The following is a 25,291-nucleotide window of genomic DNA, read 5'->3' as shown; positions in this document are numbered from 1 at the left end:
GAGTCATGAATGTCGCTGCCGCACCTCTCTCTTGCTGATGCGCGTAATCTTCACCTCGCCGCGCAAGGCCTGTTAAACAAACCCCGCCGTCGAGCATCGTTGGAGGATATTCCGGCAACGATCTCCCGCATGTCCTTGCTGCAAATCGATACCATTAATATTGTTGCCCGTAGTCCATATCTGGTGCTTTTCAGTCGTCTGGGAAATTATCCTGCCCAGTGGCTGGATGAGTCTCTGGCGCGTGGCGAATTAATGGAATACTGGGCGCATGAAGCCTGCTTTATGCCGCGTAGCGACTTTCGTCTTATTCGCCACCGCATGCTGGCACCTGAAAAAATGGGCTGGAAATACAAAGACGCCTGGATGCAGGAACATGAGGCGGAAATTGCACAGTTAATTCAGCATATTCATGATAAGGGGCCGGTACGTTCAGCCGATTTTGAGCATCCTCGTAAAGGTGCAAGCGGCTGGTGGGAATGGAAGCCGCATAAACGGCATCTGGAAGGTTTATTTACTGCCGGAAAGGTGATGGTGATTGAACGGCGCAACTTCCAGCGCGTTTATGATTTAACCCATCGTGTCATGCCTGACTGGGATGATGAGCGCGATCTCGTTTCGCAAACAGAAGCAGAAATCATCATGCTGGATAACAGTGCGCGTAGCCTGGGCATATTCCGCGAACAGTGGCTGGCAGATTACTATCGGCTGAAACGTCCGGCACTGGCGGCTTGGCGCGAAGCGAGGGCTGAACAGCAGCAAATCATTGCTGTGCATGTTGAAAAATTGGGCAATCTTTGGCTGCATGCTGATTTGCTGCCGCTACTCGAGCGTGCGCTGGCCGGAAAGCTCACTGCAACGCACAGCGCGGTACTTTCGCCTTTTGATCCTGTTGTCTGGGATCGCAAACGCGCAGAGCAGCTTTTTGATTTTAGCTACCGGCTGGAGTGCTATACCCCAGCGCCGAAACGCCAGTATGGCTATTTTGTTCTGCCGTTATTACATCGTGGGCAATTAGTTGGGCGAATGGATGCCAAAATGCATCGCCAGACAGGCATCCTTGAAGTTATCTCTCTGTGGTTACAAGAAGGCATTAAACCAACGACAACGCTGCAAAAAGGGTTACGTCAGGCGATTACTGATTTCGCTAACTGGCAGCAGGCAACGCGGGTGACATTAGGACGCTGCCCGCAAGGCCTCTTTACTGATTGCCGCACCGGCTGGGAAATAGACCCCGTCGCATAAATGATTATGATAAGATTTATGCATTCATAACCCGATCCATCTGGAGGAACTATGGATCATCGTCTGCTTGAAATCATTGCCTGCCCGGTTTGCAACGGAAAACTTTGGTATAACCAGGAAAAACAAGAACTTATTTGCAAACTGGACAACCTGGCTTTCCCGCTGCGCGATGGCATTCCAGTGTTGCTGGAAACGGAAGCCCGCGTGCTGACTGCTGATGAGAGTAAATCATGAGTTTTGTGGTCATTATTCCCGCGCGCTACGCGTCCACGCGTCTGCCCGGTAAACCATTGGTTGATATTAACGGCAAACCCATGATTGTTCATGTTCTTGAACGCGCGCGCGAATCAGGTGCCGAGCGCATCATCGTGGCAACCGATCATGAGGATGTTGCCCGCGCTGTTGAAGCCGCTGGCGGTGAAGTATGTATGACGCGCGCCGATCATCAGTCAGGAACAGAACGTCTGGCGGAAGTTGTCGAAAAATGCGCATTCAGCGAAGACACGGTGATCGTTAATGTGCAGGGGGATGAACCGATGATCCCTGCGACAATCATTCGTCAGGTTGCTGATAATCTCGCCCAGCGTCAGGTGGGTATGGCGACTCTGGCGGTGCCAATCCACAATGCAGAGGAAGCGTTTAACCCGAATGCGGTGAAAGTGGTTCTCGACGCTGAAGGGTATGCACTGTACTTCTCTCGCGCCACCATTCCTTGGGATCGTGATCGTTTTGCAAAAGGCCTTGAAACCGTTGGCGATAACTTCCTGCGTCATCTTGGTATTTATGGCTACCGTGCAGGCTTTATCCGTCGTTACGTCAACTGGCAGCCAAGTCCGTTAGAACACATCGAAATGTTAGAGCAGCTTCGTGTTCTGTGGTACGGCGAAAAAATCCATGTTGCTGTCGCCCAGGAAGTTCCTGGCACAGGTGTGGATACCCCTGAAGATCTCGAGCGCGTTCGCGCTGAAATGCGCTAATTTCACTTCACGACACTCCAGCCAATTTTGGGAGGAGTGTCGTACCGTTACGATTTTCCTCAATTTTTCTTTTCAACAATTGATCTCATTCAGGTGACATCTTTTATATTGGCGCTCATTATGAAAGCAGTAGCTTTTATGAGGGTAATCTGAATGGAACAGCTGCGTGCCGAATTAAGCCATTTACTGGGCGAAAAACTCAGTCGTATTGAGTGCGTCAATGAAAAAGCGGATACGGCGTTGTGGGCTTTGTATGACAGCCAGGGAAACCCAATGCCGTTAATGGCAAGAAGCTTTAGTACGCCCGGAAAAGCCCGACAACTGGCATGGAAAACCACCATGCTGGCAAGAAGTGGGACTGTCCGTATGCCGACTATTTATGGTGTGATGACGCATGAAGAACACCCCGGCCCCGATGTCCTACTACTGGAGCGGATGCGTGGTGTTTCGGTGGAGGCACCAGCCCGAACACCAGAACGCTGGGAACAACTCAAAGACCAAATCGTTGAAGCCTTACTGGCCTGGCACCGTCAGGACAGTCGCGGTTGCGTCGGCGCGGTCGACAATACTCAGGAAAATTTCTGGCCCTCATGGTACCGGCAACATGTTGAAGTGCTATGGACCACGCTCAATCAGTTCAATAACACCGGTCTAACGATGCAGGATAAGCGGATCCTGTTTCGTACTCGCGAATGTCTCCCGGCATTATTTGAAGGCTTTAACGACAATTGTGTGCTGATTCACGGTAACTTCTGTTTACGCAGCATGCTGAAAGATTCGCGCAGCGATCAGTTACTGGCGATGGTCGGGCCGGGACTAATGCTTTGGGCACCGCGAGAATACGAACTGTTCCGACTAATGGATAATTCTCTGGCGGAAGATTTGCTCTGGAGTTACCTGCAACGCGCGCCAGTGGCGGAGTCGTTCATCTGGCGGCGTTGGTTGTATGTGTTATGGGATGAAGTTGCGCAACTGGTTAATACCGGACGATTTAGTCGGCGCAACTTCGATCTGGCATCAAAATCACTCTTGCCGTGGCTCGCCTGACGGACCTTTCAGCCACTGCCAGATGCGGCCAAGCGTTTCATAGCCAACACGATCGCTATGCATCAGCCAGACCGGAGAAGGGATTGCCCGTTCCCACGGATTAAGCGGCGAGTCGATGGCCAACTGATTCGCCGGGGCTGGCAGCGGATTTAGCCCTTCCTGCTGAAAAAAGATCATCGCCCGCGGCAGATGTGATGCGGAGGTCACCAGCAGGAAAGGGGCGTCACCAATCGCCTGTTTCACTGCCGCAGCTTCTTCTTCGGTATCTTTTGGCAAATCCAGAGTGATAATTTGCTCGCGCGGCACGCCCAGCGATTGCGCAACTCGGGCACCTACTTCGGCTGTACTCACCGTATTGGTTTTTGCTACGCCTCCCGTGAAGATCAGTTTTGATCCCGGATTTTCGCGCCATAAGCGAATACCTTCATTCAGGCGGGGCAGACTGTTATTGATTAAATTCGAGCTTGGTGCCCACCGCGGGTTCCAGGTATAACCACCTCCGAGCACCACGATATAGTCCACTTTTTGCGAATTATTCCATGTCGGATAGGTGCTTTCGATGGGACGCAGCAGGCGGTCGGCTACCGGTTGCAAACTCAATAACAAGAGCGCCAGCCACCCAATGCTAATAAAAATCTTCCCGGTTTTTTGAAAACGGCTAAACCACAGCAGCGCCAGGCCAGCGCCAATAATCAACAACATCAGCGGAAGTGGCAGCAACATATTGCCAATCACTTTTTTCAGTGTAAAAAGCATCCTTTCTGGTTCCTTTTTTAACCATATAGCAAGGGATCGCCAGCGATATTACACCAGACGGGTTCATTCTCGCCGTGGCTGTGACAAAATAGCGTCTTTATCAGAAAACGTCTTAGCCAACCGGTGGAGAAAGCAATGCAGGATCGCAATTTTGATGATATTGCGGAAAAGTTTTCCCGTAACATTTACGGCACCACCAAAGGGCAGCTTCGACAGGCTATTCTGTGGCAGGATCTCGATCGCGTGCTGGCGGAAATGGGCCCGCAAAAACTGCGTGTGCTGGATGCTGGCGGTGGAGAAGGGCAGACCGCAATCAAAATGGCTGAGCGCGGGCATCAGGTCATTTTATGCGATCTTTCTGCGCAGATGATCGACCGCGCAAAACAGGCGGCAGAAGCAAAAGGTGTGAGCGACAACATGCAATTTATACATTGCGCCGCTCAGGATGTTGCTTCGCATTTGGAAACGCCCGTTGATCTGATATTGTTCCATGCGGTGCTCGAGTGGGTGGCCGATCCCCGCAGCGTATTACAGACCCTGTGGTCAGTGTTGCGTCCAGGCGGTGTGTTGTCGTTAATGTTCTACAATGCGCATGGCTTGCTGATGCATAACATGGTCGCCGGGAATTTTGATTACGTGCAGGCGGGAATGCCGAAAAAGAAAAAACGGACGCTTTCGCCAGATTATCCACGCGACCCGGCGCAGGTTTATCTGTGGCTGGAAGAAGCTGGTTGGCAAATTATGGGTAAGACAGGCGTTCGTGTGTTTCATGATTATCTGCGCGAGAAGCACCAGCAGCGCGACTGCTATGAAGCATTACTTGAATTAGAAACGCGTTATTGCCGTCAGGAACCGTATATTACCCTGGGGCGTTATATTCATGTCACCGCGCGCAAACCGCAGAGCAAGGATAAAGTATGAGTGAATTTTCCCAGACAGTCCCCGAACTGGTTGCCTGGGCCAGAAAAAATGACTTCTCCATCTCGCTGCCGGTAGACCGACTCTCTTTTCTGCTGGCGGTTGCCACGCTGAACGGCGAGCGTCTGGATGGTGAGATGAGTGAAGGCGAGCTGGTGGATGCATTCCGCCATGTGAGTGATGCGTTTGAGCAAACCAGCGAAACCATCGGCGTGCGCGCCAACAACGCGATCAACGACATGGTGCGTCAACGTCTGCTGAACCGCTTTACCAGCGAGCAGGCGGAAGGGAACGCAATTTACCGTCTGACGCCGCTCGGCATCGGCATTACTGACTATTACATCCGTCAGCGCGAGTTTTCTACGCTGCGCCTTTCTATGCAGTTGTCGATTGTGGCGGGTGAGCTCAAACGCGCAGCAGATGCCGCCGAAGAGGGCGGTGATGAATTTCACTGGCACCGTAATGTCTATGCGCCACTGAAATATTCGGTAGCAGAAATTTTCGACAGTATCGACCTGACGCAACGTCTGATGGACGAACAGCAGCAGCAGGTGAAGGACGATATCGCCCAGTTGCTGAACAAAGACTGGCGGGCAGCGATTTCCAGCTGTGAATTGTTGCTTTCAGAAACTTCCGGCACGCTGCGTGAATTGCAGGATACGCTGGAAGCGGCAGGCGACAAATTGCAGGCTAATCTGTTGCGCATTCAGGATGCGACGATGACCCATGACGATCTGCACTTTGTCGATCGTTTGGTGTTCGATCTGCAGAGCAAACTCGACCGTATTATCAGCTGGGGCCAGCAATCCATCGACTTGTGGATTGGCTACGACCGCCACGTACACAAATTTATTCGTACTGCGATCGATATGGATAAAAACCGCGTCTTTGCTCAGCGGTTACGTCAGTCGGTACAAACCTATTTTGATGAGCCGTGGGCGCTAACTTATGCCAATGCCGATCGTCTGCTGGATATGCGTGACGAAGAGATGGCACTGCGCGATGAAGAAGTGACTGGGGAACTTCCTGAGGATCTGGAGTACGAAGAGTTTAACGAGATCCGCGAACAGCTGGCGGCGATCATCGAAGAACAACTCGCCGTGTACAAAACCAGACAAGTGCCGCTGGATCTTGGTCTGGTGGTACGCGAATATCTGTCACAGTATCCGCGTGCACGTCACTTTGACGTTGCGCGCATTGTTATTGATCAGGCGGTACGTCTTGGCGTAGCGCAAGCAGATTTCACCGGACTGCCAGCGAAATGGCAGCCGATTAATGATTACGGAGCCAAGGTACAGGCGCATGTCATCGACAAATATTGAACAAGTGATGCCGGTTAAGCTGGCGCAGGCGCTGGCGAATCCGTTATTTCCGGCGCTGGATAGCGCCTTACGTTCAGGCCGCCATATTGGCCTCGACGAACTGGATAATCATGCATTCCTGATGGATTTTCAGGAATATCTGGAAGAGTTTTACGCGCGTTATAACGTTGAGCTTATTCGCGCACCGGAAGGGTTCTTCTATTTACGCCCACGTTCCACCACTATTATCCCTCGTTCTGTCTTGTCGGAACTGGATATGATGGTCGGGAAAATCCTCTGTTATCTCTATCTCAGCCCGGAACGGCTGGCGAACGAGGGGATTTTCACCCAGCAGGAACTGTACGACGAACTGCTCACCCTGGCCGATGAAGCGAAACTGCTGAAACTGGTGAACAACCGTTCAACCGGTTCAGACGTTGACCGCCAGAAGTTGCAGGAAAAAGTACGTTCTTCGCTCAACCGTCTGCGTCGTTTGGGTATGGTGTGGTTTATGGGCCACGACAGCAGCAAGTTCCGCATTACCGAATCGGTGTTCCGCTTCGGAGCCGATGTGCGTGCTGGCGACGATCCCCGTGAAGCACAGCGTCGCCTGATTCGTGATGGCGAAGCAATGCCGATTGAAAATCATCTGCAACTCAACGATGAAACCGAAGAGAGTCAGCCAGATAGCGGAGAGGAAGAATAATGATTGAACGCGGTAAATTTCGCTCACTGACGCTGATTAACTGGAACGGCTTTTTTGCCCGAACTTTTGACCTCGATGAGCTGGTTACGACGCTCTCCGGCGGTAACGGGGCGGGTAAATCCACCACCATGGCGGCGTTCGTTACGGCACTGATCCCCGACCTGACCCTGCTGCATTTCCGTAACACCACGGAAGCCGGGGCCACCAGCGGTTCGCGCGATAAAGGTCTGCACGGTAAGCTGAAAGCGGGTGTCTGTTATTCAATGCTCGACACCATTAACTCGCGCCACCAGCGCGTGGTGGTCGGTGTGCGTCTGCAACAGGTTGCCGGACGCGATCGTAAAGTGGATATCAAACCGTTTGCCATTCAGGGCTTGCCGATGTCGGTGCAGCCGACACAACTGGTGACCGAAACTCTGAACGAACGTCAGGCGCGCGTGCTGCCGCTTAACGAGCTGAAAGACAAGCTCGAGGCGATGGAAGGCGTGCAGTTTAAACAGTTCAACTCCATTACCGATTACCACTCGCTGATGTTCGATCTGGGCATCATCGCGCGTCGTCTGCGCTCCGCATCTGACCGTAGCAAATTCTATCGTCTGATCGAAGCTTCGCTGTACGGCGGGATCTCCAGCGCCATTACGCGCTCTCTGCGCGACTACCTGTTGCCGGAAAACAGCGGCGTGCGTAAAGCGTTCCAGGACATGGAAGCGGCGCTGCGCGAAAACCGCATGACGCTGGAAGCGATTCGTGTCACCCAGTCGGACCGTGACCTGTTTAAGCATCTGATCAGCGAAGCCACCAACTACGTGGCGGCGGACTACATGCGTCACGCCAACGAGCGCCGTGTCCATCTCGACAAAGCCCTGGAATTTCGTCGCGAGCTACACACTTCGCGTCAGCAACTGGCGGCTGAGCAGTACAAACACGTCGATATGGCGCGTGAGCTGGCAGAGCACAACGGTGCCGAAGGCGATCTGGAAGCAGATTATCAGGCGGCCAGCGATCACCTGAACCTGGTGCAAACCGCACTGCGTCAGCAGGAGAAGATCGAACGTTACGAAGCGGATCTCGATGAGCTGCAGATCCGTCTGGAAGAGCAAAACGAAGTGGTGGCAGAAGCCATCGAACGCCAGGAAGAGAACGAGGCTCGTGCGGAAGCTGCCGAACTGGAAGTGGACGAGCTGAAAAGCCAGCTTGCTGACTATCAGCAGGCGCTGGACGTCCAGCAAACGCGCGCGATCCAGTATAACCAGGCGATTGCTGCGCTTAATCGTGCCAAAGAACTGTGCCATCTGCCGGACTTAACCGCCGACAGCGCCGCCGAATGGCTGGAAACCTTCCAGGCGAAAGAGCTGGAAGCGACTGAAAAAATGCTCTCTCTTGAGCAGAAAATGAGCATGGCGCAAACCGCGCACAGCCAGTTTGAGCAGGCTTATCAGCTGGTGGTGGCAATTAATGGCCCGCTGGCGCGTAACGAGGCGTGGGATGTCGCTCGCGAACTATTGCGCGAAGGGGTCGATCAGCGTCACCTGGCAGAGCAGGTTCAACCGTTGCGGATGCGCTTAAGCGAACTGGAACAGCGTCTGCGCGAGCAGCAAGAAGCCGAACGCCTGCTGGCAGATTTCTGCAAACGTCAGGGCAAGAATTTTGATATTGATGAACTGGAAGCTCTGCATCAGGAGCTGGAAGCACGCATTGCCTCTCTTTCCGATAGCGTGTCTAACGCCCGCGAAGAGCGCATGGCACTGCGCCAGGAACAGGAACAGCTGCAGTCTCGCATTCAGAGTTTGATGCAGCGTGCGCCGGTTTGGCTGGCAGCGCAAAACAGTCTCAACCAGTTGAGCGAACAGTGCGGCGAAGAGTTCACCTCCAGCCAGGACGTCACTGAATATCTGCAACAGTTGCTGGAGCGTGAGCGCGAGGCGATTGTTGAACGCGATGAAGTAGGCGCGCGTAAAAACGCCGTCGATGAAGAGATCGAACGTTTAAGCCAGCCTGGCGGCTCTGAAGATCAGCGTCTGAACGCGCTGGCGGAGCGTTTTGGCGGCGTGCTGCTGTCAGAAATTTATGATGACGTTAGCCTGGAAGATGCGCCGTACTTCTCGGCGCTGTATGGCCCGTCACGCCACGCCATCGTGGTGCCAGATCTGTCACAGGTAACCGAGCACCTGGAAGGCTTGACCGATTGCCCGGAAGATCTCTATCTGATCGAAGGGGATCCGCAGTCATTCGATGACAGCGTGTTCAGCGTTGATGAGCTGGAAAAAGCGGTGGTGGTGAAAATCGCCGATCGTCAGTGGCGTTATTCACGTTTCCCGGAAGTGCCGCTGTTTGGTCGTGCTGCGCGTGAAAGCCGTATTGAAAGCCTCCATGCCGAGCGTGAAGTGCTTTCCGAACGCTTCGCCACGCTCTCCTTTGATGTACAGAAAACCCAGCGTCTGCATCAGGCGTTCAGCCGCTTTATCGGCAGTCATCTGGCGGTGGCGTTTGAGTCTGATCCGGAAGCAGAAATCCGTCAACTGAACAGCCGTCGCGTCGAACTGGAGCGGGCGCTGAGTAATCATGAAAATGATAACCAGCAGCAGCGTATTCAATTTGAGCAGGCGAAAGAGGGCGTTACGGCGCTGAACCGCATTCTGCCGCGTCTCAACCTGTTGGCTGATGACAGCCTGGCAGATCGCGTCGATGAAATCCGCGAACGTCTGGATGAAGCCCAGGAAGCCGCGCGTTTTGTTCAGCAGTTCGGTAATCAACTGGCGAAACTGGAACCGATCGTTTCGGTATTGCAGAGTGACCCGGAACAGTTCGAACAGTTAAAAGAAGATTACGCGTACTCTCAGCAGATGCAGCGCGATGCCCGTCAGCAGGCGTTTGCCCTGACGGAAGTGGTGCAGCGTCGTGCGCACTTTAGCTACTCTGACTCGGCAGAAATGCTTAGCGGTAACAGCGATCTCAACGAAAAACTGCGTGAACGTCTGGAACAGGCGGAAGCGGAGCGTACCCGCGCTCGTGAAGCGTTGCGCGGACACGCAGCGCAGTTGAGTCAGTACAACCAGGTGCTGGCTTCGCTGAAAAGTTCTTACGACACCAAAAAAGAGCTGCTTAACGACCTGCAACGTGAATTGCAGGATATCGGCGTGCGTGCTGATAGCGGGGCAGAAGAGCGGGCGCGTATTCGCCGTGACGAGTTGCACGCGCAACTGAGCAATAACCGTTCACGCCGCAATCAACTGGAAAAAGCGCTTACCTTCTGCGAAGCAGAGATGGACAACCTGACCCGCAAACTGCGCAAGCTGGAGCGGGATTACTTTGAGATGCGCGAGCAGGTAGTGACCGCGAAAGCGGGCTGGTGTGCAGTCATGCGCATGGTGAAAGATAACGGCGTTGAGCGCCGCTTACACCGTCGTGAGCTGGCTTATCTCTCCGCTGATGATTTGCGTTCCATGTCGGATAAGGCGTTAGGTGCGCTGCGTCTGGCAGTGGCAGATAACGAACATCTGCGCGATGTGCTGCGCATGTCGGAAGATCCAAAACGTCCGGAACGTAAAATTCAGTTCTTCGTGGCGGTTTATCAGCATCTGCGTGAACGTATTCGTCAGGATATTATTCGTACCGATGATCCGGTGGAAGCTATCGAACAGATGGAGATCGAACTTAGCCGTCTGACCGAAGAGTTAACCTCCCGCGAACAGAAACTGGCGATCAGTTCCCGCAGCGTGGCGAACATTATTCGCAAAACCATTCAGCGCGAGCAAAACCGTATCCGTATGCTCAACCAGGGTTTGCAGAACGTATCGTTCGGTCAGGTAAACAGCGTACGTCTGAACGTGAACGTACGTGAAACGCACGCCATGCTGCTGGATGTGCTCTCTGAACAGCACGAGCAGCATCAGGATCTGTTTAACAGCAACCGTCTGACCTTCTCGGAAGCGCTGGCGAAATTGTATCAGCGTCTTAATCCGCAGATTGATATGGGGCAGCGCACGCCGCAGACCATTGGCGAAGAACTGCTGGATTACCGCAACTATCTGGAAATGGAAGTTGAGGTTAACCGTGGTTCCGATGGCTGGTTGCGCGCAGAGTCTGGTGCATTGTCGACCGGTGAGGCGATTGGTACCGGTATGTCGATTCTGGTGATGGTGGTACAAAGCTGGGAAGATGAATCTCGCCGCCTGCGCGGTAAAGATATCTCTCCTTGCCGCCTGCTGTTCCTCGATGAAGCAGCGCGACTGGATGCTCGTTCTATCGCCACGCTGTTTGAATTGTGTGAGCGTTTGCAAATGCAGCTCATCATCGCAGCGCCGGAAAATATCAGCCCGGAGAAAGGCACCACCTATAAACTGGTGCGTAAAGTCTTCCAGAATACCGAACACGTACACGTCGTCGGCCTGCGTGGCTTTGCGCCGCAACTCCCTGAAACGCTTCCAGGAACTGACGAAGCGCCTTCCCAGGCGAGCTAGGTTTAAGGCGGCAGCAATGCCGCCTTTTCTTTTTCCGAAAACTCCGTTTCTGCACTAAAAAAGTGGCACATTACGGCGCGCTTTTCTTTAAACTTCTTTACATTAGGTTATGTAAAAACGTATCGGCGTTTATATACTGAAGATAAGCCTGATGAGTAACAGGCTTGCTCGTCATACTTTCGTGAGTATTGGCGTTGTACAGGCAAGTCGTAAAATAACAGCCTGGCTATTCAGAGTATGATAAAAACAGGGGGCAAGGGATGTTGCTTAATATGATGTGTGGTCGTCGGCTGTCGGCAATCAGTTTGTGCCTGGCCGTAACATTCGCTCCACTGTTCAATGCGCAGGCCGATGAGCCTGAAGTAATCCCTGGCGACAGCCCGGTGGCTGTCAGTGAACAGGGCGAGGCACTGCCGCAGGCGCAAGCCACGGCAATAATGGCGGGGATCCAGCCATTGCCTGAAGGTGCGGCAGAAAAGGCCCGCACGCAAATCGAATCTCAATTACCCGCAGGTTATAAGCCGGTTTATCTTAACCAGCTTCAACTGTTGTATGCCGCACGCGATATGCAACCCATGTGGGAAAACCGTGATGCTGTTAAAGCCTTCCAGCAACAGCTGGCAGAGGTGGCGATTGCCGGTTTCCAGCCGCAGTTTAATAAATGGGTAGAGTTACTGACCGATCCTGGTGTTAACGGGATGGCACGCGACGTCGTGCTCTCTGATGCGATGATGGGCTATCTCCATTTCATTGCAAATATTCCGGTCAAAGGCACTCGCTGGCTATATAGCAGTAAACCTTATGCGCTTTCAACGCCGCCGCTTTCGGTGATTAACCAATGGCAGCAGGCGCTGGATAAAGGTCAATTGCCTACGTTTGTTGCAGGACTGGCACCGCAGCATCCGCAATATGCGGCGATGCATGAATCGTTACTGGCCTTACTCAGTGACACCAAACCGTGGCCCCAACTGACCGGCAAAGCAACGTTGCGCCCAGGGCAGTGGAGTAACGACGTACCGGCGTTGCGCGAAATATTGCAACGCACAGGCATGTTGGACGGGGGGCCAAAAATTACTCTCCCTGGCGATGACACGCCAACTGACGCAGTAGTCAGCCCATCCGCTGTTACTGTTGAAACAGCAGAAACTAAGCCGATGGACAAGCAAACGACGTCTCGTAGTAAACCTGCGCCTGCCGTTCGTGCCGCCTACGATAATGAACTGGTGGAAGCCGTTAAACGTTTTCAGGCATGGCAAGGATTGGGAGCAGATGGCGCTATTGGCCCGGCAACGCGTGACTGGTTAAACGTAACGCCCGCCCAGCGTGCTGGCGTGTTGGCACTCAACATCCAGCGATTGCGCTTGCTGCCAACAGAGCTTTCTACCGGGATCATGGTTAACATTCCGGCCTATTCGCTGGTCTACTATCAGAACGGCAATCAGGTGCTGGATTCGCGAGTCATTGTCGGTCGCCCCGATCGCAAAACGCCGATGATGAGCAGTGCACTTAACAACGTAGTGGTAAACCCGCCGTGGAACGTACCACCAACTCTGGCACGCAAAGATATTCTGCCGAAAGTGCGCAACGATCCGGGATATCTCGAAAGCCATGGCTATACGGTGATGCGCGGCTGGAACAGCAGAGAAGCGATTGACCCATGGCAGGTTGACTGGTCTACAATCACGGCCTCGAATTTACCGTTCCGCTTCCAGCAGGCTCCAGGCCCACGGAACTCGCTGGGGCGCTATAAATTCAATATGCCGAGTTCAGAGGCCATTTATTTGCATGACACGCCGAACCACAATCTGTTCAAGCGTGATACACGCGCATTGAGCTCAGGCTGTGTACGAGTGAATAAAGCTTCCGATCTGGCGAATATGCTGTTGCAGGATGCAGGCTGGAATGACAAACGTATTTCTGATGCGCTGAAGCAGGGTGATACGCGTTACGTCAATATTCGGCAGTCGATTCCGGTAAATCTCTACTACCTGACGGCATTTGTTGGTGCAGATGGTCGTACCCAGTATCGTACAGATATTTACAATTATGATCTGCCTGCGCGATCCAGCTCGCAAATCGTATCGAAAGCGGAACAATTAATCAGGTAAATGAAGCAGTTCGGGGAAATCAGTTGTCGTAATAATTAGCATGATTGGGGGCAATTCTCTGCAGCCCCCGTCACTGCTGGGGTTGAGTCATCTTGACGTCTGCTTTACGGGCGGTTAAGGTGCCTCTTGTGCGCCAGAAGTGCATATAAACGATAACATTGACCTGTAGACTTGATTATCATGGACAAATTCGACGCTAATCGCCGCAAACTGCTGGCGCTTGGTGGCGTTGCACTCGGTGCCGCCATCCTGCCGACCCCTGCGTTTGCAACACTCTCTACCCCACGCCCGCGCATTTTGACACTCAATAATCTTCATACCGGAGAGTCAATCAAAGCGGAGTTTTTCGATGGCAGAGGCTATATTCAGGAAGAATTGGCAAAACTTAACCATTTTTTCCGCGATTACCGCGCGAACAAAATAAAGTCCATCGACCCAGGATTATTCGATCAGTTGTATCGCCTGCAAGGGTTATTAGGTACCCGCAAACCGGTGCAACTCATTTCCGGTTATCGTTCCATTGATACCAACAATGAACTACGCGCCCGCAGCCGTGGAGTAGCGAAGAAAAGCTATCACACGAAAGGGCAGGCGATGGATTTCCATATTGAAGGTATCGCGTTAAGCAATATTCGCAAAGCCGCGTTATCTATGCGCGCAGGTGGTGTAGGATATTACCCACGTAGTAACTTTGTGCATATTGATACCGGGCCAGCACGGCACTGGTAGCAATCGCTTAACGAAACAGGGGCAGTATGAACTATCGTATTATTCCGGTCACCGCATTCTCCCAGAACTGTTCATTGATCTGGTGTGAACAAACCCGTCTGGCCGCACTGGTCGATCCTGGCGGCGATGCGGAAAAAATCAAACAGGAAGTTGACGCCAGCGGCCTGACACTGATGCAGATCCTGCTGACGCATGGTCATCTGGACCACGTTGGCGCAGCGGCGGAACTGGCGCAACATTACGGCGTGCCGGTTTTTGGCCCGGAAAAAGAAGATGAGTTTTGGCTGCAAGGCTTGCCTGCGCAAAGTCGTATGTTTGGTCTGGAAGAGTGCCAGCCGCTGACGCCAGATCGTTGGCTGAACGAAGGCGATACCATCAGCATAGGGAATGTGACTTTACAGGTGTTACATTGCCCTGGGCATACGCCGGGTCATGTCGTGTTTTTTGATGATCGGGCAAAGCTGCTGATTTCTGGCGATGTTATTTTCAAAGGCGGAGTAGGGCGCAGTGACTTCCCGCGTGGCGATCATAATCAACTGATTTCTTCAATCAAAGATAAATTGCTGCCACTGGGGGATGACGTGACATTTATTCCGGGTCACGGACCATTATCCACACTTGGTTATGAACGCCTGCATAATCCCTTCCTGCAAGACGAAATGCCCGTCTGGTAAAGGCGCATAAAAAAGCCCGCTTTTCAGCGGGCTTCATTGTTTTTAACGCTTACAGCACTGCCACAATCGCTTCGCACAGCGGAGCCATATTATCTGGTGTCATCCCGGCCACGTTTACGCGACCAGAAGCAACAGCATACACGCCAAACTCTTCGCGCAGACGCAGCACTTGTTCTTTTGTCAGGCCACTGAAGGAGAACATGCCGTTCTGTTTGATGATAAAGCTGAAGTCGCGGTTTGCGCCTTTTTCCTGCAGCGTATTGACGAACAACTGACGCATACGCTGAATACGCTGGCGCATATCAGTCAGCTCTTGTTCCCAAATCGCACGTAATGCATCGTTGCTCAGGATGGTGGCAACAACAGAAGCGCCGTGTGCTGGTGGGTTAGAGTAGTTAGCGCGAATCGCCGCTTTCATTTGGCTGAATGCGCGATCAACGGTTTCACTGTCAGCAGCAACCAGAGTACAAGCGCCAACACGCTCGTTGTACAGGCCAAAGTTTTTAGAGTAGGAACTGGCAACAATCAGCTCTTTATGCATAGCCGCGAAAGCGCGCAGTCCTTCAGCATCTTCTTCCAGACCACGGGCAAACCCCTGGTAAGCGAAGTCAAACAGCGGTAACCAGCCTTTCTCAACGGAAAGTTGTGCCAGTGTCTGCCATTGTTCCAGCGTAGGGTCGATACCGGTTGGGTTATGGCAGCAGCCATGGAACAGCACCACGTCGCCAGCCTGAGCTTCGTTCAGGCTGTTAATCAGTGCATCGAAGTCAAGGGTGTGATTTTCCGCATCATAATAAGCGTATTCACGAACTTCCAGACCTGCAGAGTTAAAGACGCTCTTATGGTTTGGCCAGCTTGGGTTGCTCACCCACACACGCTTAACGCTGGTATTTTTTGCCAGGAAATCGGCAGCCACGCGTAGTGCGCCAGTGCCACCCGGAGTCTGTGCCGTGCGAGCACGTTTGTCATTGATCAGGGCGCTACCTTTACCAAACAGCAGTTCCTGAGTGCAGCGACCAAATTCAGGGATGCCGTCAATGCCGAGGTAATTTTTGGTGGTTTCATTTTCGAGCAGATACTGTTCAGCCTTTTTCACACTGGTCAGTACCGGGGTTTTGCCCGTCTCATCTTTATAGACACCAATCCCGAGGTTAATTTTGCCGGGACGTTCATCGGCACGAAACAGATCGGCCAGGCCCAGAATCGGGTCGGCAGGAGCGGCGGTAATGTTCTCAAACATGACGAGGTTCCATTATGGTTACAGAAGGGAAGTCCGCTATCAGGGTAACGGGAGATTTACAAAATTCCAACTATTACTGATGAAAACGCAGGCTGTTTTTGCAAGACGTGAGATTGCTCTGGAAGGCATATAAAAAACAGGACCAAAGTCCTGTTTTTTCGGCATTTAACAAAGAGGTGTGCTATTAGAACTGGTAAACGATACCCACAGCAACGGTGTCGTCAGAACCTACGCCCAGTTTGTTGTCAGAATCGATCTGGTTGATGATGTAGTCAACATAGGTGGACATGTTTTTGTTGAAGTAGTAGGTTGCGCCCACTTCAAAGTAGTTCACCAGATCAACATCACCGATACCTTCTACGTCTTTCGCTTTAGATTTGGTGTAAGCGATGGACGGACGCAGACCGAAATCGAACTGGTATTGCGCAACTAACAGAACGTCTTGCGTTTTGTTGGCGAAGCCGCTGATGTTTGTAAATTTATTAGTGATCGGCGTAGCGTTACGGGTTTCACCGTAGTTCGCTGCCAGGTAGATGTTGTTCGCGTCATACTTCAGACCAGTAGCCCACTGTTCAGCTTTTTTACCGTTGCCAAGAGGTTGAGCTTCTTGCAGGTTGGTACGGTCAGCGGCACCATAAGCACCAACGATACCAAAGCCTTCGTATTCGTAGCTGATAGAACCGCCAACACCGTCGCCGTTAGAGCGGCGTGCAGTGTCACGCTCGTTTTTACCCAGGTACTGAACAGCGAAGTTCAGGCCATCAACCAGACCAAAGAAGTTGGAGTTACGATAGGTAGCAACGCCGCCAACACGACCAACGAAGAAGTCATCGCTGTATGCAGTATCACCACCAAATTCTGGCAGCATATCGGTGTAACCCAGTGCATCATAAACCACACCGTAGTTACGGCCGTAATCGAAAGAACCAACGTCAGCGTATTTAAGACCCGCGAATGCCAGACGCGTTTTGTTACCAGTTTGAGCGTCAGCGCCTTCAGAGTTGTTACCCTGGAAGTTATATTCCCACTGACCATAACCGGTCAGATCGGAATTGATTTGAGTTTCCCCTTTAAAACCAAGACGGGCATAGGTCATGTCACCATTGCCACCGTAACTGTTTTCACCGTTACCCTTGGAGAAATAATGCAGACCGACAGCTTTACCGTACAGATCTACTTTGTTGCCATCTTTGTTATAGATTTCTGCAGCGTTTGCAGTACCTGCTACTAACAGAGCAGGGACGATCACTGCCAGAATATTGCGCTTCATCATTATTTATTACCTTCATGGTTTTTTTTATGACACCTGCCACTGCCGTCAATAAGTTCTGTCAATAAAAATTTACGGAACTATTGATGAGAGTTTGGTGTCTTTATGTGTCTGCAGGCATCTTTCCATTCAAACTAACGTTTCGCTACCGTGAAAGTGCTACAAAGATAAAGATTTGGTTTCAAAAAGAAAAAATATGTAACTAAAAGTAAAAACTAAGGAACTTTGTGAACACCGTCATATTTCCATAGAGGCGTGATGATATTTACAGCAATTTTTATCTATTTATATGATTTCCTTATATTTAAATTAACTAAACGGAAATTTTGTTTCTGATGGAAACTTTATCGACCTGGCACTAAATCCTCATTCAGACATCCAGAATGCCAAAAAATAGTATGAAAATTGTGCTATCAGCTAAGAAAAAACTAATCCGCAATAAGAATGCTGGTTATTTTTTGTGCGTAAATGTTGCAATGTAATATTACGTAACAGGATGATCGTTATGGCGGGGTTGTAAATAGATTGCTTGACTTAACAAACAGATAACTTGACAGAAAGGATAAAAAAAGAGCCAGCGGGTGCTGGCTCTTGAAGACGCTAAATTAGAAGCTGGCGTTACGCGGAGTACGTGGGAACGGAATCACATCACGCACGTTTTGCACACCAGTTACGTAAGCAATCAGGCGTTCAAAACCAAGACCGAAACCTGAATGCGGAACAGTACCGTAGCGACGCAGATCGCGATACCACCAGTAATCTTCTTTATTCAGGCCCATTTCCAGCATACGCTCGTCCAGCACGTCCAGACGTTCTTCACGCTGGGAGCCACCAATGATCTCACCGATGCCCGGAGCCAGAACGTCCATAGCCGCAACGGTTTTACCGTCTTCGTTAAGGCGCATATAGAACGCTTTAATATCTTTCGGATAGTTTTTAACCACTACCGGTGCTTTAAAGTGTTCTTCCGCCAGATAACGCTCATGCTCAGAAGAGAGATCAACGCCCCAGTAAACTGGGTTTTCAAACTTCCTGCCACAGTTTTCGAGAATGGTCACTGCGTCGGTGTAATCCACCTGCGCAAAATCGGCTTCAATGAAGCGTTCCAGACGTGAAACGGCATCTTTATCTACGCGTTCAGCGAAGAATTTCATGTCGTCAGCGCGTTCTTCGAGAACCGCTTTGAAGACATATTTCAGCATGGCTTCAGCCAGACCCGCGATATCGTTCAGGTTAGCAAACGCCACTTCCGGCTCTAGCATCCAGAATTCCGCCAGGTGACGGCTGGTGTTGGAGTTTTCAGCACGGAAAGTCGGGCCGAAGGTATAAATTTTGGATAATGCGCAAGCGTAGGTTTCGCCGTTCAACTGGCCAGATACGGTCAGGAAAGACTCTTTACCAAAGAAGTCTTTGTCGAAATCCACTTTGCCCTGATCGTTACGCGGCAGGTTTTCCAGATCCAGCGTAGAAACGCGGAACATTTCGCCAGCCCCTTCGGTATCAGACGCAGTAATCAGTGGCGTTGAAACCCAGAAGAATCCCTGCTCGTTAAAGAAGCGATGCAGCGCCTGCGCCAGCGTATGGCGAACGCGCGCGACGGCACCAATCAGGTTTGTGCGCGGACGCAGGTGAGCGACTTCACGCAGATACTCAATGCTGTGGCGTTTTGCCGCCATCGGGTAAGTGTCTGGATCTTCAACCCAACCAGCAACTTCAACCTTGCTGGCCTGAATTTCAAATTGTTGCCCCTGGCCCGGCGACGCCACGACTTTACCCGTCACAATGACCGAGCAGCCGGTGGTCAGACGCAAGACGTCTTCATTGTAATTGGGCAGAGAATTATTGATGACAGCCTGTACAGGATCAAAGCAGGAACCGTCATAAACGGCGAGGAAGGAGATGCCAGCTTTTGAATCTCGGCGGGTACGTACCCATCCGCGCACGGTGACTTCGCTGTCAACGGCTACGCGGCCCTGGAGTACGTCGGCTACAGGCACAACGCTCATAATATTCTCTCTGTTAATAGTCGGAAAAAATAAACACTTGTCCACCCGTAAATGGGGGGATACCTATGTTACCTGGCATCTGCAATCAGACAAGCAGAATTCGCAAATGCAGCGAAAGATTTCGGAATTAAAGGTAAAAAAAGGGAGCCGATTAGCTCCCTGATGATATTAACTGGCTTTTTTAATATGCGGAAGGTCGAACGCTTTGCGCAGCGCCCGAACAAACGCTTTATCGTGGCAGATAGTTTTGCCAGGGCTGTCAGAAAGTTTCGCCACCGGTTTACCGTTACACTCAACCAACTTAATGACAATATTCAGGGGTTTTACCTGGGGGATATCGCAGGTCAGGCGAGTCCCAATACCAAAACTTAATTGCACGCGGGAAGAGAAATGGCGGTATAGCTCAACCGCTTTGCGTAAATCCAGATTGTCAGAGAAAACCAGCGTTTTACTCTGTGGATCAATTCCCAGCTTCTCATAATGTGCAATGGCTTTTTCACCCCATTCAACTGGGTCGCCGGAGTCATGACGCAAGCCCTGATAGCGGCTGGCGAACTCGACACCGAAATCACGCAGGAAAGCATCCATAGTGATGCAGTCGGTTAATGCAATGCCAAGTTGGTCGGGGTATTCTTCCAGCCAGGCAGCAAGTGCAGCTCGCTGGCTGTTGGCAAGATCCGGACTGATTTGCTGATGCGCCTGGAACCATTCGTGTGCTTGTGTTCCCATTGGCGTGAGGGAAAGCCGACGCGCCAGATCGTAGTTGCTGGTGCCCACGAACCAGGATTCCTGTTGCAGACGTTTCACGATGGTTTCTTGTACTTCACGAGAAAAACGTCGGCGGGTGCCAAAATCCATCAGATGGAAGCGCGACATATCAAGACCGGCGGTTAATGCCGAGAAGTCGGCTAATTTGCTTTCCAGCGTGTCGAGGGCTTGCGCAACGTCGGCCTGCGGTGAGCGATAGCGATGTACCATTTCACTGATAACCGCCAGCAAAGGAACTTCCCAGAGGATGACTTCACGCCACGGGCCGCTTAAACGAATATCCAGCTTGCCATTATCGTTGGACACGGTGACTTGTTCCGGGTTAAAGCGGAACTCGCGTAGCCAGTTAAGATAGTCGGCCTTAAAGAAAGGCAGGGCTGAGAGCCATTGATATTCATCATCCTGCAGGCGTAGGTGCTGCATCGCCTGAACCTGTTCACGAATAGCATCGGCATAAATACCCAGCAGATCGTCACCTCGGCAACGAAACTCCGCCGCGACATGCACATCGTAATAGTGATGAAACACGGCTTGCTGCATATGCAACTTATAAGCATCTGTATCCAGCAACGAGTGCAGAACAGGAGAAGCGAATTGTGTCATAGGTGCGCAGTAGCGTCCTCGTACAGGAGCGTTTAGTACAATAAACATCTTCAGGAACTGCTGGAGTATACCTTGTTTCGCAATTTATTGAACCCCGATCACACCATATGCCACCTTTCTGGTCGATGGCATTACGCGGTGCATGTTATAAAAATGTAGCAATAAAGGCGTTTGTACCTGAAAAGATGAAGATTCTGCATAGCGCGATTTACGCAACAGGAATAGACTGAACACCAGACTCTATAAAAGATGCTAAAGGTTATTTATGACTCAACAGCCACAAGCCAAATACCGTCACGATTATCGTGCGCCGGATTACCAGATTACTGATATTGACTTGACCTTTGACCTGGACGCGCAAAAAACGGTCGTTACCGCGGTCAGCCAGGCTGTCCGTCATGGTGCATCAGATGCTCCGCTTCGTCTTGATGGCGAAGATCTTAAACTGGTTTCTGTTCATATTAATGATGAGCCGTGGACCGCCTGGAAAGAAGAAGAGGGCGCACTGGTCATCAGTAATTTGCCGGAGCGTTTTACGCTTAAGATCGTTAATGAAATTAGCCCGGCGACGAATACCGCGCTGGAAGGGCTTTATCAGTCAGGCGATGCGCTTTGCACCCAGTGTGAAGCCGAAGGTTTCCGCCATATTACGTATTATCTCGACCGCCCGGACGTGCTGGCGCGTTTTACCACCAAAATTATTGCCGATAAAACCAAATATCCCTTCCTGCTTTCCAACGGTAACCGCGTTGCGCAAGGCGAACTGGAAAACGGACGTCACTGGGTACAGTGGCAGGACCCGTTCCCGAAACCGTGCTACCTGTTTGCGCTGGTTGCAGGCGACTTCGACGTGCTGCGCGACACCTTCACCACGCGTTCTGGTCGCGAAGTGGCGCTGGAGCTGTACGTCGATCGCGGCAACCTCGACCGCGCGCCGTGGGCGATGACCTCGCTGAAAAACTCCATGAAATGGGATGAAGAACGCTTCGGCCTGGAGTATGACCTCGACATCTATATGATCGTCGCGGTGGACTTCTTCAATATGGGCGCAATGGAGAATAAAGGTCTGAATATCTTTAACTCCAAATATGTGCTGGCCCGTACCGACACCGCCACCGATAAAGATTACCTCGATATTGAGCGTGTTATTGGTCACGAATATTTCCACAACTGGACCGGTAACCGTGTGACCTGCCGCGACTGGTTCCAGCTCAGCCTGAAAGAAGGTTTAACCGTCTTCCGCGATCAGGAATTCAGCTCTGACCTTGGTTCTCGCGCGGTAAACCGTATCAACAACGTGCGCACCATGCGCGGATTGCAGTTTGCGGAAGACGCCAGCCCGATGGCGCACCCGATCCGCCCGGATATGGTCATTGAGATGAACAACTTCTACACCCTGACCGTTTACGAGAAGGGCGCGGAAGTGATTCGCATGATCCACACCCTGCTGGGCGAAGAAAACTTCCAGAAAGGGATGCAGCTCTATTTCGAGCGCCATGATGGCAGCGCGGCAACCTGCGACGATTTTGTTCAGGCAATGGAAGATGCGTCAAATGTCGATCTCTCCCATTTCCGCCGTTGGTACAGCCAGTCCGGTACGCCGGTTGTGACCGTCAAAGACGACTACAATCCGGAAACCGAGCAGTACACCCTGACCATCAGCCAGCGCACGCCAGCTACGCCGGATCAGGCAGAAAAACAGCCGCTGCATATTCCGTTTGCCATCGAACTGTATGATAACGAAGGCAAAGTGATCCCGTTGCAGAAAGGCGGTCATCCGGTCAATTCGGTGCTGAACGTCACCCAGGCGGAACAGACCTTTGTCTTTGATAATGTCTACTTCCAGCCTGTGCCTGCGCTGTTGTGCGAATTCTCTGCGCCAGTGAAACTGGAATATAAGTGGAGCGATCAGCAACTGACCTTCCTGATGCGTCATGCGCGTAATGATTTCTCCCGCTGGGATGCGGCGCAAAGCCTGCTGGCAACCTACATCAAGCTGAACGTCGCGCGTCATCAGCAAGGTCAGCCGCTGTCTCTGCCGGTGCATGTGGCTGATGCTTTCCGCGCGGTACTGCTTGATGAGAAGATTGATCCGGCACTGGCGGCAGAAATCCTGACGCTGCCTTCCGTCAATGAAATGGCAGAACTGTTCGATATCATCGACCCGATTGCTATTGCTGAAGTACGCGAAGCACTCACTCGTACTCTGGCGACTGAACTGGCGGATGAGCTACTGGCTATTTACAACGCGAATTACCAGAGCGAGTACCGTGTTGAGCATGAAGATATTGCAAAACGCACTCTGCGTAATGCCTGCCTGCGCTTCCTTGCTTTTGGTGAAACGCATCTGGCTGACGTGCTGGTGAGCAAGCAATACCATGAAGCAAACAATATGACCGATGCGCTGGCAGCGCTTTCTGCGGCGGTTGCTGCACAGCTGCCTTGCCGTGACGCGCTGATGCAGGAGTACGACGACAAGTGGTATCAGGATGGTCTGGTGATGGATAAATGGTTTATCCTGCAAGCCACCAGCCCGGCGGCGAATGTGCTGGAGACGGTGCGTGGCCTGTTGCAGCATCGCTCATTTACCATGAGCAACCCGAACCGTATTCGTTCGTTGATTGGTGCGTTTGCGGGCAGCAACCCGGCAGCGTTCCATGCCGAAGATGGCAGCGGTTACCAGTTCCTGGTGGAAATGCTTACCGACCTCAACAGCCGTAACCCGCAGGTGGCTTCACGCCTGATTGAGCCGCTGATTCGCCTGAAACGTTACGATGCCAAACGTCAGGAGAAAATGCGCGCGGCGCTGGAGCAGTTGAAAGGGCTGGAAAATCTCTCTGGCGATCTGTACGAGAAGATAACTAAAGCACTGGCTTGATAAATAACCGAATGGCGGCAATAGCACCGCCATTCGGAGAACTTACCCCTGTTTTCTCAGGCGAGTTTCAGATTCACCACGCTGCATCACCCTTTGCAACACTTCCGATTCCAGCTCCGCTAATCGCACCGACCCTAATCGACGCGGACGGGGGATATCCACTGTCAAATCCAGACCAATTTTTCCCTCTTCAATTAATAACACCCGGTCAGCCATTGCTACCGCTTCGCTCACATCATGCGTCACCAACAGTACGGTAAAGCCGTGCTCCTGCCAAAGTGACACAATCAAATCCTGCATCTCGAGCCGAGTCAGGGCGTCCAGCGCCCCGAGCGGTTCATCAAGCAATAATAAACCCGGTCGATGAATCAACGCTCTTGCCAGCGCCACACGCTGTTTCTGCCCGCCAGAAAGTGCGGCAGGCCATTCCCCGGCGCGATTCTCCAGTCCTACCGCAGCCAGCGCCCGACGCGCGGCATCGCGCCACTGACCTTTAAGGCCTAACCCAACGTTATCAATCACCGATTTCCACGGTAGCAGACGCGCATCCTGAAACATCATTCGCGTGTCTTCCTGAATCTCAGCCAGCGGTGTGGTGCCCGCTAACACGTCGCCTGCGGTTGGCGTTTCCAGACCTGCCAGCAGGCGCAGCAGGGTACTTTTGCCACCACCGCTGCGGCCCACCACCGCCACAAACTGACCTGCCGGAATATGTAAATCCAGTTGGTTCAGAACGATATTTTCCGCGTAATGTTTGCTTACTGCATTGAGCAACAATGGTGTGCCCTGGTTCAGACGAGCAGTATTCATACCGTGGCCTCCTTCAAATGATAAGCCGGGTTCCAGCGCAACCAGAGCCGCTCTAACAGTTGCGCACTGACGTCAGCAAGTTTGCCGAGCAGGGCGTAAAGAATAATGGCGACAACCACCACGTCCGTTTGCAGAAACTCCCGCGCATTCATCGCCAGATAACCAATGCCGGAATTGGCAGAAATGGTTTCGGCAACAATCAGCGTCAGCCACATCAGGCCCAACGCAAAACGCACGCCGACCATAATTGAGGGCAGGGCACCAGGCAGGATCACATGGATAAACAGCGGTATGCCGGATAATCCATAGCTACGCGCCATTTCCACCAGACCGCGATCGATATTACGGATGCCGTGCCAGGTGTTGATATAAATGGGGAATAGCGTGCCGAGCGCCACCAGAAAGATTTTTGCGGATTCATCAATGCCAAACCACAAAATCACCAGCGGGATCAGCGCAAGATGTGGCACGTTGCGCAACATCTGAATTGAGGTATCCAGCAGCCTTTCTCCCCAGCGCGACAGTCCGCTTATCAGTCCCAGAATCAACCCCAGCGATCCGCCAATTGAAAAGCCAATCAACGCCCGCCAGGAGCTGATCGCCAGATGCTGCCACAATTCGCCGCTGGCGGAGAGCGTCCAGAACGCCGTCACCACTCCTTCCGGAGAGGGCAAAATACGCGTCGACAGCCAGCCAACTGAGGAGGCCAGTTGCCACACCGCCACGATGCCCACCGGTAAAAACCAGGGGGCAACGCGCAATAACCACTTCTTCACTGGCGTTGCCATTATTTATTCC

General features: G+C 52.1%; 19 protein-coding genes. 12 read left to right on the top strand and 7 right to left on the bottom strand.

Annotation, left to right across the window (positions count from 1 at the left end):
• Positions 1-9: 9 nt before the first annotated feature.
• From ycaQ to ACK8NJ_RS15275, 4 genes are all read left to right on the top strand, one after another.
• Complete coding sequence (gene ycaQ / locus ACK8NJ_RS15290) at positions 10-1,242, top strand: crosslink repair DNA glycosylase YcaQ (RefSeq protein WP_000056536.1); 1,233 nt, start codon at positions 10-12, stop codon at positions 1,240-1,242.
• Between the two features lie 51 nt (positions 1,243-1,293).
• Positions 1,294-1,476, top strand: coding sequence for a protein YcaR (gene ycaR, locus ACK8NJ_RS15285; protein WP_000350058.1), 183 nt, complete (start codon positions 1,294-1,296; stop codon positions 1,474-1,476).
• Positions 1,473-2,219: a 3-deoxy-manno-octulosonate cytidylyltransferase gene (kdsB, locus tag ACK8NJ_RS15280; RefSeq protein ID WP_000011618.1), complete on the top strand. Its 747-nt coding sequence runs from the start codon at positions 1,473-1,475 to the stop codon at positions 2,217-2,219. Before ycaR ends, kdsB begins: the two co-directional genes overlap by 4 nt.
• 153 nt (positions 2,220-2,372) lie before the next feature.
• Complete coding sequence (locus ACK8NJ_RS15275; protein WP_000436922.1) at positions 2,373-3,266, top strand: YcbJ family phosphotransferase; 894 nt, start codon at positions 2,373-2,375, stop codon at positions 3,264-3,266.
• On the opposite strand, the gene elyC is transcribed toward ACK8NJ_RS15275, so the two are convergent.
• Positions 3,243-4,022, bottom strand: coding sequence for an envelope biogenesis factor ElyC (gene elyC / locus ACK8NJ_RS15270; RefSeq protein WP_001558914.1), 780 nt, complete (start codon positions 4,020-4,022; stop codon positions 3,243-3,245). The two genes, ACK8NJ_RS15275 and elyC, sit on opposite strands and share 24 nt — an antisense overlap.
• A 135-nt stretch (positions 4,023-4,157) precedes the next feature.
• Between elyC and cmoM the strand changes: the two genes are divergently transcribed.
• The 7 genes from cmoM to gloC all read left to right on the top strand — a co-directional run bounded on the left by cmoM (position 4,158) and on the right by gloC (position 14,918).
• Complete coding sequence (gene cmoM, locus ACK8NJ_RS15265) at positions 4,158-4,943, top strand: tRNA uridine 5-oxyacetic acid(34) methyltransferase CmoM (protein WP_001298300.1); 786 nt, start codon at positions 4,158-4,160, stop codon at positions 4,941-4,943.
• Complete coding sequence (gene mukF, locus ACK8NJ_RS15260; RefSeq protein WP_001288850.1) at positions 4,940-6,262, top strand: chromosome partition protein MukF; 1,323 nt, start codon at positions 4,940-4,942, stop codon at positions 6,260-6,262. Before cmoM ends, mukF begins: the two co-directional genes overlap by 4 nt.
• Positions 6,243-6,947, top strand: a complete 705-nt coding sequence (mukE, locus tag ACK8NJ_RS15255) for a chromosome partition protein MukE (RefSeq protein ID WP_001602111.1) — start codon at positions 6,243-6,245, stop codon at positions 6,945-6,947. The genes mukF and mukE overlap by 20 nt, the downstream gene beginning before the upstream one ends.
• Positions 6,947-11,407: a chromosome partition protein MukB gene (gene mukB / locus ACK8NJ_RS15250; protein ID WP_000572670.1), complete on the top strand. Its 4,461-nt coding sequence runs from the start codon at positions 6,947-6,949 to the stop codon at positions 11,405-11,407. Before mukE ends, mukB begins: the two co-directional genes overlap by 1 nt.
• A gap of 260 nt (positions 11,408-11,667) precedes the next feature.
• Positions 11,668-13,515 (top strand): L,D-transpeptidase, encoded by a 1,848-nt coding sequence (gene ldtD / locus ACK8NJ_RS15245; RefSeq protein ID WP_001558916.1) that lies wholly within the window; start codon positions 11,668-11,670, stop codon positions 13,513-13,515.
• A 180-nt stretch (positions 13,516-13,695) separates the two neighbouring features.
• Positions 13,696-14,244, top strand: a complete 549-nt coding sequence (locus tag ACK8NJ_RS15240) for a YcbK family protein (protein WP_001295932.1) — start codon at positions 13,696-13,698, stop codon at positions 14,242-14,244.
• A 26-nt stretch (positions 14,245-14,270) separates the two neighbouring features.
• Entirely contained in the window at positions 14,271-14,918 is a 648-nt protein-coding gene (gene gloC / locus ACK8NJ_RS15235) for a hydroxyacylglutathione hydrolase GloC (RefSeq protein WP_001109453.1), read from the top strand.
• A gap of 49 nt (positions 14,919-14,967) precedes the next feature.
• Here gloC and aspC read toward each other — a convergent pair whose 3' ends face one another.
• From aspC to pncB, 4 genes are all read right to left on the bottom strand, one after another.
• Entirely contained in the window at positions 14,968-16,158 is a 1,191-nt protein-coding gene (gene aspC, locus ACK8NJ_RS15230; protein ID WP_000462687.1) for an aspartate transaminase, read from the bottom strand.
• Between the two features lie 184 nt (positions 16,159-16,342).
• Positions 16,343-17,431, bottom strand: a complete 1,089-nt coding sequence (gene ompF, locus ACK8NJ_RS15225; protein ID WP_000977917.1) for a porin OmpF — start codon at positions 17,429-17,431, stop codon at positions 16,343-16,345.
• Between the two features lie 602 nt (positions 17,432-18,033).
• Complete coding sequence (asnS, locus tag ACK8NJ_RS15220) at positions 18,034-19,434, bottom strand: asparagine--tRNA ligase (protein ID WP_000117881.1); 1,401 nt, start codon at positions 19,432-19,434, stop codon at positions 18,034-18,036.
• A 168-nt stretch (positions 19,435-19,602) separates the two neighbouring features.
• Complete coding sequence (pncB, locus tag ACK8NJ_RS15215; protein WP_001305916.1) at positions 19,603-20,805, bottom strand: nicotinate phosphoribosyltransferase; 1,203 nt, start codon at positions 20,803-20,805, stop codon at positions 19,603-19,605.
• 265 nt (positions 20,806-21,070) lie between these two features.
• Between pncB and pepN the strand changes: the two genes are divergently transcribed.
• On the top strand, positions 21,071-23,683 hold the full coding sequence (gene pepN / locus ACK8NJ_RS15210; protein WP_000193814.1) for an aminopeptidase N: 2,613 nt from the start codon (positions 21,071-21,073) through the stop codon (positions 23,681-23,683).
• Between the two features lie 42 nt (positions 23,684-23,725).
• Here the strand turns inward: pepN and ssuB are convergent, their stop codons facing one another.
• Both ssuB and ssuC read right to left on the bottom strand, forming a co-directional pair.
• Positions 23,726-24,493, bottom strand: a complete 768-nt coding sequence (gene ssuB, locus ACK8NJ_RS15205) for an aliphatic sulfonates ABC transporter ATP-binding protein (protein WP_001090509.1) — start codon at positions 24,491-24,493, stop codon at positions 23,726-23,728.
• Entirely contained in the window at positions 24,490-25,281 is a 792-nt protein-coding gene (gene ssuC / locus ACK8NJ_RS15200) for an aliphatic sulfonate ABC transporter permease SsuC (protein WP_000235203.1), read from the bottom strand. The genes ssuB and ssuC overlap by 4 nt, the downstream gene beginning before the upstream one ends.
• Between the last annotated feature and the right edge of the window lie 10 nt (positions 25,282-25,291).

The sequence above is a fragment of the Escherichia sp. F1 genome (assembly GCF_046764225.1).
Classification (GTDB): Bacteria; Pseudomonadota; Gammaproteobacteria; order Enterobacterales; family Enterobacteriaceae; genus Escherichia; species Escherichia coli.
This window is presented reverse-complemented; position numbering and strand designations above follow the sequence as displayed.

What these genes read in the sequence shown, in the direction of transcription:
- ycaQ (WP_000056536.1), top strand. Translation starts at nt 10, where the DNA reads ATGTCGCTGCCGCACCTCTCTCTTGCTGATGCGCGTAATCTTCACCTC.
- ycaR (WP_000350058.1), top strand. Translation starts at nt 1,294, where the DNA reads ATGGATCATCGTCTGCTTGAAATCATTGCCTGCCCGGTTTGCAACGGA.
- kdsB (WP_000011618.1), top strand. Translation starts at nt 1,473, where the DNA reads ATGAGTTTTGTGGTCATTATTCCCGCGCGCTACGCGTCCACGCGTCTG.
- ACK8NJ_RS15275 (WP_000436922.1), top strand. Translation starts at nt 2,373, where the DNA reads ATGGAACAGCTGCGTGCCGAATTAAGCCATTTACTGGGCGAAAAACTC.
- elyC (WP_001558914.1), bottom strand. Translation starts at nt 4,022, where the DNA reads ATGCTTTTTACACTGAAAAAAGTGATTGGCAATATGTTGCTGCCACTT.
- cmoM (WP_001298300.1), top strand. Translation starts at nt 4,158, where the DNA reads ATGCAGGATCGCAATTTTGATGATATTGCGGAAAAGTTTTCCCGTAAC.
- mukF (WP_001288850.1), top strand. Translation starts at nt 4,940, where the DNA reads ATGAGTGAATTTTCCCAGACAGTCCCCGAACTGGTTGCCTGGGCCAGA.
- mukE (WP_001602111.1), top strand. Translation starts at nt 6,243, where the DNA reads ATGTCATCGACAAATATTGAACAAGTGATGCCGGTTAAGCTGGCGCAG.
- mukB (WP_000572670.1), top strand. Translation starts at nt 6,947, where the DNA reads ATGATTGAACGCGGTAAATTTCGCTCACTGACGCTGATTAACTGGAAC.
- ldtD (WP_001558916.1), top strand. Translation starts at nt 11,668, where the DNA reads ATGTTGCTTAATATGATGTGTGGTCGTCGGCTGTCGGCAATCAGTTTG.
- ACK8NJ_RS15240 (WP_001295932.1), top strand. Translation starts at nt 13,696, where the DNA reads ATGGACAAATTCGACGCTAATCGCCGCAAACTGCTGGCGCTTGGTGGC.
- gloC (WP_001109453.1), top strand. Translation starts at nt 14,271, where the DNA reads ATGAACTATCGTATTATTCCGGTCACCGCATTCTCCCAGAACTGTTCA.
- aspC (WP_000462687.1), bottom strand. Translation starts at nt 16,158, where the DNA reads ATGTTTGAGAACATTACCGCCGCTCCTGCCGACCCGATTCTGGGCCTG.
- ompF (WP_000977917.1), bottom strand. Translation starts at nt 17,431, where the DNA reads ATGATGAAGCGCAATATTCTGGCAGTGATCGTCCCTGCTCTGTTAGTA.
- asnS (WP_000117881.1), bottom strand. Translation starts at nt 19,434, where the DNA reads ATGAGCGTTGTGCCTGTAGCCGACGTACTCCAGGGCCGCGTAGCCGTT.
- pncB (WP_001305916.1), bottom strand. Translation starts at nt 20,805, where the DNA reads ATGACACAATTCGCTTCTCCTGTTCTGCACTCGTTGCTGGATACAGAT.
- pepN (WP_000193814.1), top strand. Translation starts at nt 21,071, where the DNA reads ATGACTCAACAGCCACAAGCCAAATACCGTCACGATTATCGTGCGCCG.
- ssuB (WP_001090509.1), bottom strand. Translation starts at nt 24,493, where the DNA reads ATGAATACTGCTCGTCTGAACCAGGGCACACCATTGTTGCTCAATGCA.
- ssuC (WP_000235203.1), bottom strand. Translation starts at nt 25,281, where the DNA reads ATGGCAACGCCAGTGAAGAAGTGGTTATTGCGCGTTGCCCCCTGGTTT.